The sequence below is a fragment of the Paenibacillus albicereus genome (assembly GCF_012676905.1).
GTDB lineage: Bacteria > Bacillota > Bacilli > Paenibacillales > Paenibacillaceae > Paenibacillus_O > Paenibacillus_O albicereus.
In genome coordinates, this window is the sequence record NZ_CP051428.1 from 4833432 (window position 1) to 4847527 (window position 14096).

Consider the following 14096-nt stretch of genomic DNA (forward strand, 5'->3'; position numbering starts at 1 on the left):
TGATTGAGTGTAGGATGGATGGGTCTGCAGAGCCGGCTTCTTCTTCAGACGAAGCTCTCTCCATTAGCGGAACAGCAGCGTCTGGATCGCATGCGCCGGAATCGCGCTGTCGGCCAGCTGTCCGCGGTGGCGCACGACGTACGGCAGCTCGGCGTCCGTGCGGTTCAGCACGACGAGCGCGATCGTGCCGTCCGGGTTGCGGAACGCCGTCTGCTCCAGCTTGTCGGTGTAGCGGGAGCTGCCGATGCGGACCGCGCCGGGACGGATATAGCGGCTGAAATGCGCGATGTAGTAGAAGGAGCTTTCATAGATGACCTCGTCGGTCGTCGTGTCGGCGATGATCGGCGCGTCGCAGAAGTTGCCGACATGGTTCGGGCCGCCGCGCTCGTCGAGCACGATGTTCCAGTCGGTCCAGCCCGTCGTCCAGTGGTTGAGGTTGCCGAGGATGTCGTGGCCGTAGCGCTCGCCGGTCGCCCAGGAGCCGAGATGGACGCCGCCCTCCTGGCAGCCCTCGCTGAAGAACAGCGCCTTGTCCGGGAAGCGGTCATGGACGGCCGAGAGCGCCTCGAAGTGGTCGCCGGAGTACCAGTGGAAGCAGATGCCCCAGATATGCTTCGACGCTTCCGGGTCGGTGAACGCGGCGACCGCGCGCTCGTAGACGCGCTCCTTGTTGTGGTCCCAGACCATCACCTTGATGTGGCCGTAGCCCGCCTGCTCGAGCGCCGGACCGAGATGGTCGCGCACGAAGTCCTTCTCCTCCTCGGCCGTGTAGACGCAGGAATCCCAGGTCTGCACCGCCTTGGCTTCGTTCTGCACGCTGAGCGCCCAGATTTTCACGCCCTCCGCCTCGTACGCCTGCACGTACTTGACGAACATGTCGGCCCACGCCTGGCGGTACTCCGGCTTCAGCCGGCCGCCCTGGTTCATCTGGCCGTTCGTCTTCATGAACGGCGGCGGGCTCCACGGGGAGGAGAACAGCTTGAACTCGCTGCCGGCCTTCTGCGCGGCGCGCCGGATGAGCGGCAGGATCTGCTCGCGGTCATGCTCGACCGTGAACGTGGCCAGCTCATCGTCGCCGTCTTCCACGTAGGCATAGTTGCCGAGGGAGAAGTCGCAACTTTGGATATGCGAGCGGCAGAGCGTGTAGCCGATGCCCTTTTTCGGATCGAAGTAGGCGTCGATGATCTCCTGCTGGCGGGCCGGACTCATCTTGGCGATCGTCACGGCGGAAGCTTCGGTCAGCGCGCCGCCGAAGCCCTCGATCGTCTGGTAGGCGATATCGTCGTAGATGTTGATTAGGTGGTTCTCGTGGCCGCTCTCGTCATCGCGGAAGCTCAGCTCCGGCCGCTCGGCGAGCCGCTCGCCGGTGTCCTTCGCCGTCTGCACGAGGCGGATCGTTCCGGCTTCAGCGGCTTGGTATGCGCTTGCATCCTTTTCGTTCACGGGGCTCATCCCTTTCCTCAACCTATACGGCTATTATAAGAGGAGAGCCCTTGTGCTTTGTAGAAACAATATGGCTGGGAACCTCAACGATCTGGTCATGGCAGGTTATGTCGTTGTCCGTTCATGTTCGCTTCTTCTAGATCGGATAGGCTGAAGACGCCGGAATCCACAACAAACTCCCGGCTTGCGCCGTCTGGAAGGAGAGCGGAAGCCGGTAAGGCGAAGACCGCCGTTCACCGAGAGGGTCAATGGGATGATTCTGCGTTCCCGCCTCTGCCAACCTTCGCCTGACGCTTCTCGCTGTCCGCCACTCCAATCCATTCTCCCTGCGAAAGGAGGCTGTCCTCCATGTCCTGGTACAACGGACCGCTGCCTGCGCCCGGCTCGCCTGCCGTGAAGCCGCTGACGCCTGCGGATGCGCCCGAGGTGTCCATCATCCTATGCGATCATTCGCGGCATGAGCAGCCGTTCCAGCAGTCGATGCGCGGCGGGCTCGAATGCTATCTGTTCCGGCTGCAGACCGAAGGCCAGGCATCCGTGCTGCTGGACGGCCGGATGGAGAGCGTGCTGCCGGGGGAGCTGCTGCTCTTTCGGCCGGGCGAGGCGTACGAGATCGACATCATGCCGTCCGCCTATGACGGCCGCCACGGCGCGAGCGCGGATTATTACTTCATGGCGACAGGCGCATGGCTCGACCGCTGGTGGAAGCAGGAGGGGCGTCCGCGCCGCGCCCGGATCGCCGACGACGGCAAGATCCAGGCCATCTGGCATCAGCTCGCGCTGGAAAGCCGGCGGCTCGACGGGGGCAGTCCCGAGATCCTGTCGGCGCTGCTGCAAGCGCTCTGCCTGCTGCTGGAGCGCGCGATTCACGAGGCGCCGGCCAAGGGCGGCCCGGGCGCGCTGCTCGCGATGAAGCTCAAGCATTTCGTCGAAGCCCATGCGACGCGGGCGTTCACGCTCGACGAGGCGGCCGCCTCCGCCGGCATCAGCAAGACGCGCGCTGTGCATCTGTTCAAGCAGGAAACAGGCGGCTCGATCATGCAGTACGCGCAGCAGGTCCGGCTGGCGCTGGCGCTGCGGCTCATGGCGGGCAGCCAGCTCACGCTCGAGCAGATCGCCGACGAGTCGGGCTTCGGCAGCTACACCTACTTCCACCGGGTGTTCCGGGAGAGGTACGGCGTGCCGCCAGGGGCATATCGGAGGCGGGAGTAGGGCTGGGCTCGCCGAGATCGAGCCAGCCGGCCTTCTTCCAGCCCCCTTCATTGGTCCTATCTTTTGCGAAGAGACGCCTGGGCATCTTGTCCGAATCGGCCAGTCGGACTATCGCGCCAGAGCACGGATTCGTCCTCTCCTGCTCCTTGCTGCCCGCCGCTTAATTCGCGTCATTCTCTGACTGAAAGGAGGCCGATCCCTTGTCCGCGCCCGTATCCTCTATGCCGTCCGCCACCCCCATTCCCAATCGCCTATTCGTTCTCTGGGCAAGCGGACTGTTCGTAGCCGGTCTCGGCATTCGCCTGCTGCTCGGCATCTATACAATCGGGTATGTCGGCGATCAGATGTATTTCATCCGTTGGATGCAAGATGCGATGGAGCATGGCGTCCGCTTTTCCTACGTGCAAGCGGACATGCAGAACTACCCTCCCGTCTTCATTGCGATCCTGGAGGGCTACGGCCATATGCTGAGTGCGCTCGGACTGGAGATCAAGACCGCCCATCTGACCTCCAAAGCGCTTCCGATCCTGTTCGATCTGCTCGCGATGGCGCTTCTGCCATTCGCGCTGCGCCGCCGGCTGTCCCAGCGCGCTTTGCTGCTCCTGCTCGGGGCGCTGGCGCTGAACCCGGCGCTGCTCGCCGACGGGGCGATCTGGGGTCAGATCGACGTCTTCCATAGCCTGCTCATGGCGCTGGGCGTGCTCGCCCTCGTCGGCCAGCCGTTTCTGGCGGGAGCGCTTCTCGGCATCGCGCTGCTCAGCAAGTTCCAAGCGATCGTCGTCGCCCCTGTCATCGGAGCGTATGCGCTGCGCCGGCTGCTGCGGCGGGACTTCAAGCATCCGCTGCTTTTAGTCGCAGGATTCCTGGCTCCGCTTGCGTTGACAGCCTTCTCGTTCGGCGCGAACGGCACGCTGGACGACATGGTCAAGGCGGCCTACTTGAGCGCGACCGAAATGTACCCGCAGCTTTCGCTGAACGCGTTCAACCTCTGGTACCACCTGTTTACGGATCCGTCCGTGAACGATACCACCGTCTTCGTGGCCGGGATGAGCTACAAGACGTTCGGCTTCATCCTGCTCGGCTTGGCCTGCGCCTTCGTCGCCGCCTATGTCCTGCTGCTGAAGCAGCTTCGCACCGTACATCTGCTGATCGCGTCTGCCTTCATCAATCTTGCTTTCTTCATGCTCCCGACGGAGATTCACGAGCGGTATGGAGTGCCGGCGATGCTGTTTCTCGTGCTGGTTCCTTTCCTGCTGAAGCGGAAAACAGCAGCCTCGTTCGGCACTGTTGCAAATTCGAGGAAAGCCCCTGTCCCAGATTCAGCTGACGGCAGCGGTTCGCCTCGACTCTTCAACCGATGGACGCCGTGCCGCTTTTGGACGATTGCCGCAGGCTGGCTCACCCTCTCGACCGCGCTTAACATCTGGATGGTGCTGAACGGCGGGATGGGCGGGAGATGGCTGAGTGGCGACAGGGAACTAGGCCGTGGCATAGGAGGCATACGAAGCCGTCCTGGCTCAGACGACAGAGGAAGCTTCGGCGGCGATAGCACAGGGGCTGCAGGCGGCCCGCCTTGGCGCGATGCCGCGGCAGGCAGCCGACCTTGGCGAGGCGATGCTCCTGGCAACGCCGCCGGCTTCTCCGGCAGCGGCAGCTTCAGCAGCGGCTCTTTTGCCGGCTGGGAGCATGCGCTCGCGGTCGGCATCGGCGCAGCGAACCTGATCTTGCTGATCGGCATGGCCGTCTTCATGCTCCTCGAGATGAAGCAAAAAGAGAGGCCCGGAACCTGATCCGGCCTCTCTATTTTTCTATTCGTTCAGCTCCTGCAAAAAACGAACCAGCCCTTCCCGCCACTCGGGAAGATCGGCAAAACCATTGAAGCGTATCGCTCCATGCTCCATGACCGAAAACTTCGGCCTCGGCGCCGGGCGAGGGAATTCCTCCGTCGTGCACGGATCGGCCTGCGCCTTCAAGCCGGCTTCCTGGAAAATCGCTTGAGCGAATTCATGCCACGAGCAGCTGCCTGCATTGGAGGCATGGTAGATGCCGTAGGCTTCCGATTGGGCCAGCTTCAGCAGGAACGCGGCAAGATCCTTCGTGTACGTCGGCGAGCCGTACTGATCGCTCACGATGGATAGCCGATCCTTTTCCGCGCCTAGCTTCAGCATCGTCTTGACGAAGTTTGCGCCATGCTTGCCATACACCCACGATGTGCGAACGATAAACCAGCGGTCATGCAGCGACTGCACTAGCTGTTCCCCGGCCAGCTTGGACTTCCCGTATACGGTTTTGGGATTCGGAAGGTCATGCTCTTCGTAAGGCCGCTCTCCTCGGCCATCGAACACATAATCCGTGCTGACGTAGATGAGCTTGGCTCCCGCCTCCCTCGCGGCTACAGCCACGTTGCGAGTGCCTGCCGCATTGACCCGATAGGCGCCGTCTCGATCCGTCTCCGCCTGGTCGACGGCCGTGTACGCAGCACAGTGGATGACAACATCCGGATGGAAGTCGGCCATCGCCTTTCGGCACTGCTCCAAGGAAGTGATGTCCAACGCATCGCGGCCAAGACCGACGATGTTCCGTCCGCCCTCCGCGGGCCATAGCGTAATTTCTTTCCCCAGTTGTCCGTTCGCACCGGTGACGAGAATATTCACGGTGCTTCCGCTCATGGCTGATCCGGCTGCTGCAGCCGCTCTCCATATTGCGTATCGAAGTACTGCTGGTAGGCTCCGCTGAGCACGTCCTTCATCCATTGCTCGTTGTCCAGATACCAGCGGATCGTCTCGCGGATGCCAGATTCATAATCGTGCTTCGGCGTCCATCCGAGCTCATGGCGGATCTTGTCGGCATCGATTGCGTACCGGCGGTCATGTCCAAGACGATCCTTGACGAACTGAATGAGGCTCTCCGGCTTGCCCAGCTCCTGAAGAATCGTTCGGACGACCTGCAGGTTGTTCCGCTCGTTGCGTCCGCCGACGTTGTACACCTCGCCGTTCACGCCTTTGTGGATGACGAGATCGATCGCGCTGCAGTGGTCCTCCACATACAGCCAATCACGTACGTTGAGCCCGTCTCCGTACACCGGCAGCGGCTTGTCTTGTAGCGCGTTCTGGATCATGAGCGGGATCAGCTTCTCCGGGAACTGGAAAGGTCCGTAGTTGTTCGAGCAGCGCGTGATGTTCACCGGCAGACCGAACGTCTCGTGGTAGGCACGCACCAGAAGGTCGGCTCCCGCCTTGCTCGCCGAATACGGACTGTTGGCCGCCAGCGGAGTCTCCTCGGTAAACAGCCCGGTTTCTCCTAGCGTTCCGTATACTTCATCCGTCGAGACTTGCACGAACTTTTTGACGCCGTACTGCTTGGACAGCTCCAGCAGCGTCTGCGTGCCGAGCACGTTCGTCTTGACGAAGACATCGGGCTCAAGGATGCTGCGGTCGACATGGGACTCCGCGGCGAAGTTCGCCACGACATCCACTCCGGCCTGGAACAGCGGCTCCAGCTCCTCGCGCTTCGTGATGTCCGCTTTGACGAACCGGACCTTCGGATTTCCTTCGACCGCCTTCAGGTTCTCCAGATTACCGGCATATGTCAGAGCGTCCACATTCACAATCTCATAGTCGGGGTATTGTTCGGCCATATAGAGGACGAAGTTGCTCCCGATGAATCCGGCTCCGCCGGTAACAAGCAGCTTCACTTGGGCACCATTCCTTTCCGTGCTCGCCTGGTTTGATCTTACAGAGCCATGACGGCTTGTTGTTCGCGAATTACCCTTCGTAGGTGAAATTCATCTCGGCGTCCGCCAGCAGCGGATGCTTGCCATCCTTCTCCGAGAGGATCGGCTTGCCCGCCGGCCAATCGATGCCGAGTGCAGGATCGTTCCAAGCGATGCCCCGATCATGCTCGGCCGAGTAGAGCTCATCCACCTTGTATTGCACTTCCGAATTCGGCACGAGCGTGCAGAAGCCATGCGCGAAGCCCTTGGGGACGAGCAGTTGGCGATGGTTGGCGGCGCTCAGGATGAAGCCCTGCCACTGGCCGAACGTCGGCGATCCCTTGCGGATGTCGACGACGACATCGTAGATTGCGCCCGCGGTGCAGCGCACGAGCTTGGTTTGCGCCTTGGGATTCAGCTGGTAGTGCAGCCCTCGGAGCACGCCGGCCTCAACCGACAGCGAATGGTTGTCCTGAACGAACTTCGTCGTAATGCCCATATCGACATAACGCTGCTCGTTGTAGCTCTCCACAAAAAAGCCTCGGTGATCTCCATGCACGGTCGGCTCGATGAGCTTTAGACCGGGCAGGGAAGTTGCTTGAACGTTCATATCCATCCGCCTTTCTCTACTGGCAACTCGTCTAGCCGATTCGCCCGCTAGCCGCCCTTACAGCTTCAGCTTGCCGAATTCTTCCCCGAACACGATCTCCTTCGCCAGCTCGTTGGCATGGGTCAGCGAGGCATGCGTGCCCGCATCGGTCCACCAGCCTCTTAGAATATCATATGAGAGGGAGTTCGATTTGATATAGGCATTGTTGACATCGGTAATCTCCAGCTCCCCGCGACCGGATGGCCGGAGGGTCCGGACGATGTCGAACACCTTGCTGTCGTACATGTAAATCCCCGTCACCGCGTAGCTGCTCTTCGGCTGAGTCGGCTTTTCCTCGATCGAGAGGATCTTGTCGCCGTCCAGCTCCGGCACGCCGTATCGTTGCGGATCATGGACCTCCTGGATGAGAATCTTCGCGCCCTGGCCTTGCTTGCGGAAGTTGTCCGCATACGCCGCGATCGAATCGGAGAACACATTGTCCCCGAGGATGACGACCATCTGGTCATCGCCTGCGAATTGCTCGGCGAGTCCAAGCGCCTGGGCGATGCCTCCAGCCTGATCCTGCACCTTGTACGTGAAGTTTACGCCCATCTCATGACCGCTGCCAAGCAGATTGACGACATCTCCCATATGATCCTTGCCCGTCACGATGAGGATGTCGGTGATCCCCGCTTCTTTCAGCTTCGCGATAGAGTGGAAGATCATCGGGTACTTGCCTACGGGCAGCAAGTGTTTGTTGGTGACCTTGGTTAGGGGGTAGAGGCGGGAGCCTGTACCACCTGCAAGAATGATTCCTTTCATAGTGGCCTCCTAGCTATACGATGAAATAATAATCATTTCCATGTGCAATGAAGATGTTTAAAATTATAAACAAGCCAATGATGAATATTTTGTAATACTTACTTGATTGCGACAAATAGTACACGATAAAATACAACGGAATCGAGACCATGCAATATCGCACGATGCTGGTCAAGTAAACTTCACTGCTTGAAAAAGGAATTGCGATCATCATGAATCCATAGAGAAAAACAATCTACTTCAGAAGCTGTAAAATCCCTTCTCCTTAATCGTAGAATATCATAAACGACAAAGGAAGCGAGAATGACGCTGCCGAGGACAAACGAAATGGCCCCATTGTCCCAGCCGCCTGGTGCAATAAAGTAAGGATTTTTCAAATAGTTCACCAAATTGATAAAGGGGAAGGTCCCCCCTCTTACCCAATTGATACTATGCTCCTGAATTGGAGCGAGAAAATTCCCTGTAAGAGTATACATAGCTTAAATATGCAAGCAATGGAACGCCTGACAAGATCGCGCTTACCGCTTACCCACAAGCTTACTTCTCTCACTCTGATTTTGAAATCCTTGTCCATTAAAACAAACCCGCGTACGAGCAAGATATTCAAAAATCCAGGAACTCGTGTCACCATGGACAGACCCGCAATCAAAAACGCGATTTTGTATCGTTTGCTTAGGGAGAAGAAAATCACCATCGCAGAGAGCATCAAAAACAGACTTTCTGTGTAAGGAACAAAATAATAAATCGAACTTGGATAGATCAGCATCAATAGAATAATTGATTTCCAGTCGATATCTCCCCGAACCTTATTCATCATAGCAATGCAATGATAAATAAATACGAGAGCACCATACAAAAAAGCATAGGAAAGAAAAGTCGCAAAAAGCGCTAGATCTATTAAAAACACTTTTCCTAACGATATTAGAAGAGGGAACAGAGGGAATAATACCCGGTTAGCCGCTTCGTGCTTCTGATCAAAAACAAATGAATCATATCCATTCTGCGCAATATCCAAGTATAATGTAGAATCAAATTTATTCAAAATCAGTCTTGGTTTAATCGTGTGCTCGAGCTGGTCAGGAAGCTGCATCTGCGAGGATCCGGTCATATTTCGCTGTAGACAGGAGGATGGGTAGAGTTCGGAAACAAATTTAAAGACAAAAATGTTGTGTATATGGAGAGCACTTTTACAATTACCATTAGTGCAAGAATAACGAAATACGGGCTCCTGAATATTTTTCTCAAAAAAATCCTCCTTCAACACCATCACGCAATGACTCTCCGATAGGCTTCAATACCTGGTTCCAATCATACTTGTCTATAAATTCATTCGCTTGATTGGAATTGTTTTTATTCGCCTTACCTTCAAATAATTGAATTAGGCAGGTTTCGATTGATTTCACATCTTGGGGAGAACAGTAAAGCGCACGATGACCAAAGTATTCACGGACAGGCGATGTGTCTGAAACAGCAATTTCCTGCCCCAATGCATAAGCTTCCATAGAAGCAAGACCAGGCGTCTCGATCAAGCTCGGCTGAATATGCCCGCTGCTTTTTTTCATCACGGTAAAGATATCTCGTTGGGGCAGATGCGGGATGAACGTGACCTGACTACCTGCCATTTTCCTGGCATCACGCTCATATCGCCAATCCGAGGCACTAGCTTGTCCGACCAGGACAAGCGGGATTCCCGTAAGGTTCGAAGCTTCAATTAAACGGAGTTGGTTTTTCCTCGGCCCGATCGCCCCAATGCAACAGATAAAACGCTTTGGCAACGTATGGGAAGCCAATTCCGTTTGCTCGTGTCCCTTGATCAATTCCTTATTTATACCATTGTAAATAATTTTAAAGGGCAAATCCCCTTCGTCGTTTCTGCCCATGTATTGAATGAGGTGCTCTTGTTCAGCCCTTGAGTTTGGAAAAATCATCGCAGCATGATCCACAATCTCGTTTATCATCGATTTTCTCGATCTTAGTTTGAGCAAGTCGAACCTAACCATCTTGTTTTTCTTCAAATAACGGGCTGAACGAAGTAAAACTTTCACCCAATTCGGAATGAACCATCGCTTCAAGCTATCTTTGCGGGACCTGCTCAAAGGCAAGGAATCCAAATCCCAAAATACCGAAAAAACGACAAACGGAATGGAGGCTCGTTTGATTTGTCTATATTGCCAGTAAGCTTGTTCGGGCAGAGTCAAATTGAAGATAACTGCCGCTTGATAAGAAGCCAGGCTTTCATTCAATGATGAAGTTATCGTCACCTGATAGCCCTGCTCTCGTAAAACCCGAACAGTCTCCATGATCTGAATAGAATCCCCGCCCCGGCGAGTATCCCAGTCTGGACGAGTGTAGATTAATAAGCGCGTTACATGAGACATCCTGAATCCACCCTTATCCCTTAGAGTAGAGCCAACTGATTACCGGCTCCAATCGTCCTTCCCATGAATAGTGCTCCGAGTGGCTGCGGATTTTTTTCGCATAGCTTCGATCCAGACTTTCGCCGACGGCTAACGCCAACTGCTTGGAAAACTCCTTGGCATTATCGGCAAAGCGAATATAAGGCAATCCATCGATCTCAGGCAGCGGAGATGCTACCGTCACCTTGCCTCCAGCAGCATATTCGAACACTTTCACAGGCGAAGTATGATCGGTTATATCATTTTTAAGGAAGGGCAATACAGCAACATGGAATGAGTTTAAAAGATCGGGTATTTGCTCATAGCCCACTCGAGGTAAAAAAGTAACGTTCGCTCTTTTTGATAGTTGGTGAACCTGTTGCTGAACCTCGGGATAGACCTCACCTACAAATACAAACTCATAGGTAGGATTCATTTCTGCTGCATAATCCATCGCATCAAAATCGAACCACTCCGCAATGGCACCATAATATCCGACGCGAATCGGCTGCTTCGACGGGTTCGGATCCACATGTGTACTCATTTTAAAATCATTCACATGAACACCGTTCGGGACAAGTAAAACCTGCGCATCATATGTAGCTAGAGACTGCACTTCATCAAACAGCCTCTTTGCCGTACAAACGATCAGATCAGCACCCTTAATCGAAGTCTCATAGTCCTGTTCCATTTGAGGATACGAATCAAAAGTCGTCAAATGATCGATATAATCATAAATGAATCGAGAACGAATGGTGTGGGCATGTCGAATATGCTCAACGACCTGCGTTTGATGAGGCCAATATTGCCATACGCAGACCTGGTATCCGGATAAGATTGTACTTAATAATGCACCGTTTTGGTTATCATTATATAGATACAAATTCGCATCTAATTCATGGAGCCCTCTAACTGACCAATCCGGCTCATACGGGAAACTGGTATCCGTCATATAAATGACGGGATAACCCATTCTGGACAAAACTTTAGCTATTTGCTGCGGTCTTTGAAACATATACCCCCATGGACAACTGGGAAGTGGAAACAAAAAAACCGTATCCTTTTGCGCATCTTGAAGCATTTTTCTTGCTTCTGCGATTATTGCGGCGGAGGGGGGAAAGCCGAGCAACCGACCTCCCCCTATTTTTCTCAGCAACTTGTGTTCTGCTTTTCTCACTACGATTTTGGGGTCTGTAAAAAGAAGTTCGATGTTTTTCCTATAATTCATGATGTGGCGACCCGATCCGCAGCTTGAAGAAGTCCTCTTAAATCCACGGTTGCTGTAAGCTCCGATTGAGTTAAATAAACGACCTGCTTACTCTGGATGTGCTTGTTTTTGTCCGCTCGTTCTGCATAAAACGCCGCTTCAAATTCAACACCATCAAAAAGATCAGGCCGGTTGGACAAATAGAGTGAAGGTCCTAGCTTGCGGATCCCCGTCACAGGACTACCGTTGTATTGATGAGCATTCACAATAACCAATGCATCTTCACCCTTTGCAAACTCCGTCAATGAGGATTCAATCCCTTGACGACCAGAGATCCAATTGAGGCCTGCTTCAATGTAGTAAGTGTTTTGAGCAACAGCTTTTACTCGCTCATTAACCGTAACCGAGTCCAGTGCCTGGTAAAAAATCGATGCCGGAGGCTTAGGCATGGACCATGACTTCTTCCACTTTAACTCAAAATACTGCTTGTTCTTTTGGAAAGTATTTTGATAAATTTTATCATCCAGCTTTTTGAAACTAACACTGCCGTGATGATAGACAAAACAATCCTCAACAATGACAAGCCCGTATCCTGCACGCTGCACTCTTTCGCAGTAATCATCATCCTCAAACATCCCGATTCCATATCCTGTATCCAAATCTCCCACAGCTTCATAGGCTTTTCGAGAAATGGCTACACAATAAAAACCGAGCAATTCTGTCGAACGAGCTCTGCCGTTATATTGAGCGTAAAAATCATGCAGCCAGTTGGTATCCGGGCCATCGAATTCATTGCCGATGAAAAAATCGAGCATCTGGTCGTTCCCCACTGAATTCGACATCGGGCCAGACATTCCTAGTTGAGCGTTCTCCTTTAGAGGACGCAGTAATCGCTGGAGCCAGCCTTCCGGCACCATCGTATCATTATTTAGCAGAATGATGTACTCTCCGCTGGCCGCTTGGCAGCCAGCCGCATTGCCTCCTGCAAAACCTAGATTCTGCGGGGAGAGAATGACCTTGACTTGAGGATGAATCATCCTTGAAAGCTCGATCCTCGTTGAATCAGAGGACATATTATCCACAATAATAATTTCAAGATTTGAATATTTACTATTCTTGAATACACTATCCAAACATTGTTTTGTATAATTCCAATTATTATACGTAACAATTACAATGCTTACCTTGGGGTAATAATTGCGGTTAAGCTTGTCGCTCAAGCTCTCATACCTCGAAGACCAGCTATTTTGCTTAGCAAACTTCTTCCGCTTCTCCTGTAGAGCGACGTCACTTTCATCTAATGCTTCTTGAATATAATGCTCGAATTCAGAATAAGCGTTCGCTAAGTAGACCACTTCTTTCATGGCAACCAGCTCAGGGAGCGCTACCGATACGACCGGTTTTCCCGATGCTAAATACTCGTACACTTTAACCGGGTTCGTGGAAAGGGTAAGGTTGTTCACCAAAAAAGGAATCAAACAGACGTCGAACCGATCTAAATAATTCGGGAGAGAGGAGTACGGTTTTTCACCCAACAGATAGACATTTTTTAACTTCTCAACCTTGGAGATGTCACATCCGAACGTATCTCCGATTAAGACGAAGCTCCACTCCGGGTGGTTAGTTGCCAACCGCTCGATCAACTCAATGTCAAACCATTCCGAGATCGCTCCGTAATACCCAATGATACGACCTTTAATGGCCTTGATATCGTCTGGAGTCGGGCCTTCAGGGACACGAGAGAAATGATCATACTCCCCAGCATTTCGAATGAGAAGCGTATTGGGATTGTATTCAATCACTTTGTCGTACAAGAGCTGAGAAGTTGCGATGACGAGATCTGCTTTAGCAATTAAGTCATCTTCCTGGGTCAACATAAGCTGTGAGTTCGTGGAAAAGCCTGCATGATCGTCCATGCAATCATAGACAAGGACATTGTTCGGAATTACGCTTGCAAGCGGATACCAGAAAGGCAAATCCAGTATTGAAATGCTGTCCTGTATATTAAATTTACTTGAAATAAAGCGTAATGATTGTTCTAGATATTCTCGATCTTTTCCTTCAATTTGGTCTCTATACGCGTTAAGATCTTGAAGCGAGCATAACTTGATCCACCAAACATTTTTTTGCAACTCTCGAATTTGAACACGGTTCTCAAAATCGATCGCTACAGCATCCTGTTTTCCCAATCCGGTCGTTTCGATAGAGAAATAAAAAACTCGATGTCCATGATCTGCAAATTGAGAAGAGATTTGCTGTGGCCTTTGCCACCGGAAATCCCACTCAATAACAGGGAATCGGAACACATCAAATTTGGTTGCTGAAACATAGTGCTGATAAGCTTGATCAACTGGACTTGATAATGGAGCCTTGCCCTGAGTGAGCTGAAAATCATGTATTTTAAAATCCGACTTGATTGGGCTAAATCGTTTAGCGTCTTCCCGAACTCCGTCTTTGTTGGACAATGCAGCACGCAGCCATCTCCAAAATTGCTTTCGTTCAGACGAGTTCCCCTTCCGATACTGCTCATTAAACCTTCGCACAGCACACATAATTTTCCACGCTTTTGTATGTTCCGCTCTCATCAACTGGGAATTGAGATCCATTAATTGAGCTTTATTGAGTTCATGTATTCGAAGAATTGAATCTTGATCAAAGCCTTCTAGCTGATGCTTTACCATAGCTGATTTATGTTCCACTTAACGGATCCCTCCT

General features: G+C 53.0%; 11 protein-coding genes. 2 read left to right on the forward strand and 9 right to left on the reverse strand.

The window, feature by feature from the left end:
• Positions 1–63: 63 nt before the first annotated feature.
• The gene (locus HGI30_RS21610; RefSeq protein ID WP_235680239.1) at positions 64–1443 is read right to left on the reverse strand and encodes a glycoside hydrolase family 30 protein; all 1380 of its coding nucleotides are present in this window, start codon (positions 1441–1443) and stop codon (positions 64–66) included.
• Positions 1444–1791: 348 nt separating this feature from the next.
• Here HGI30_RS21610 and HGI30_RS21615 point away from each other — a divergent pair, with 348 nt between their 5' ends.
• Both HGI30_RS21615 and HGI30_RS21620 read left to right on the forward strand, forming a co-directional pair.
• Positions 1792–2655 (forward strand): helix-turn-helix transcriptional regulator, encoded by an 864-nt coding sequence (locus HGI30_RS21615; protein ID WP_168909394.1) that lies wholly within the window; start codon positions 1792–1794, stop codon positions 2653–2655.
• 200 nt (positions 2656–2855) lie between these two features.
• On the forward strand, positions 2856–4445 hold the full coding sequence (locus HGI30_RS21620; RefSeq protein ID WP_168909395.1) for an ATP-dependent RNA helicase DeaD: 1590 nt from the start codon (positions 2856–2858) through the stop codon (positions 4443–4445).
• 18 nt (positions 4446–4463) lie between these two features.
• Here the strand turns inward: HGI30_RS21620 and rfbD are convergent, their stop codons facing one another.
• The 8 genes from rfbD to HGI30_RS21660 form a co-directional block, all read right to left on the reverse strand.
• Positions 4464–5309, reverse strand: coding sequence for a dTDP-4-dehydrorhamnose reductase (rfbD, locus tag HGI30_RS21625; protein WP_168910038.1), 846 nt, complete (start codon positions 5307–5309; stop codon positions 4464–4466).
• A gap of 11 nt (positions 5310–5320) precedes the next feature.
• Positions 5321–6349, reverse strand: coding sequence for a dTDP-glucose 4,6-dehydratase (gene rfbB, locus HGI30_RS21630; protein ID WP_168909396.1), 1029 nt, complete (start codon positions 6347–6349; stop codon positions 5321–5323).
• Positions 6350–6419: 70 nt separating this feature from the next.
• Complete coding sequence (rfbC, locus tag HGI30_RS21635; RefSeq protein WP_168909397.1) at positions 6420–6977, reverse strand: dTDP-4-dehydrorhamnose 3,5-epimerase; 558 nt, start codon at positions 6975–6977, stop codon at positions 6420–6422.
• 57 nt (positions 6978–7034) lie between these two features.
• On the reverse strand, positions 7035–7778 hold the full coding sequence (locus tag HGI30_RS21640; RefSeq protein WP_168909398.1) for a sugar phosphate nucleotidyltransferase: 744 nt from the start codon (positions 7776–7778) through the stop codon (positions 7035–7037).
• A gap of 415 nt (positions 7779–8193) precedes the next feature.
• Complete coding sequence (locus HGI30_RS21645) at positions 8194–9048, reverse strand: hypothetical protein (protein WP_168909399.1); 855 nt, start codon at positions 9046–9048, stop codon at positions 8194–8196.
• Positions 9020–10156 carry a glycosyltransferase gene (locus tag HGI30_RS21650; protein ID WP_168909400.1) on the reverse strand — a complete coding sequence of 379 codons (1137 nt, stop codon included), beginning with the start codon at positions 10154–10156 and terminating at the stop codon, positions 9020–9022. Before HGI30_RS21650 ends, HGI30_RS21645 begins: the two co-directional genes overlap by 29 nt.
• Before the next feature lie 13 nt (positions 10157–10169).
• Positions 10170–11402, reverse strand: coding sequence for a glycosyltransferase family protein (locus HGI30_RS21655; RefSeq protein ID WP_168909401.1), 1233 nt, complete (start codon positions 11400–11402; stop codon positions 10170–10172).
• Entirely contained in the window at positions 11399–14080 is a 2682-nt protein-coding gene (locus HGI30_RS21660; protein ID WP_168909402.1) for a glycosyltransferase, read from the reverse strand. The genes HGI30_RS21655 and HGI30_RS21660 overlap by 4 nt, the downstream gene beginning before the upstream one ends.
• Positions 14081–14096 lie beyond the last annotated feature (16 nt).

Bases quoted from the DNA above. Each gene is read 5' to 3' on its own strand.
- HGI30_RS21615 (WP_168909394.1), top strand. From the start codon at position 1,792: ATGTCCTGGTACAACGGACCGCTGCCTGCGCCCGGCTCGCCTGCCGTG.
- rfbC (WP_168909397.1), bottom strand. From the start codon at position 6,977: ATGAACGTTCAAGCAACTTCCCTGCCCGGTCTAAAGCTCATCGAGCCG.
- HGI30_RS21640 (WP_168909398.1), bottom strand. From the start codon at position 7,778: ATGAAAGGAATCATTCTTGCAGGTGGTACAGGCTCCCGCCTCTACCCC.
- HGI30_RS21650 (WP_168909400.1), bottom strand. From the start codon at position 10,156: ATGTCTCATGTAACGCGCTTATTAATCTACACTCGTCCAGACTGGGAT.
- HGI30_RS21655 (WP_168909401.1), bottom strand. From the start codon at position 11,402: ATGAATTATAGGAAAAACATCGAACTTCTTTTTACAGACCCCAAAATC.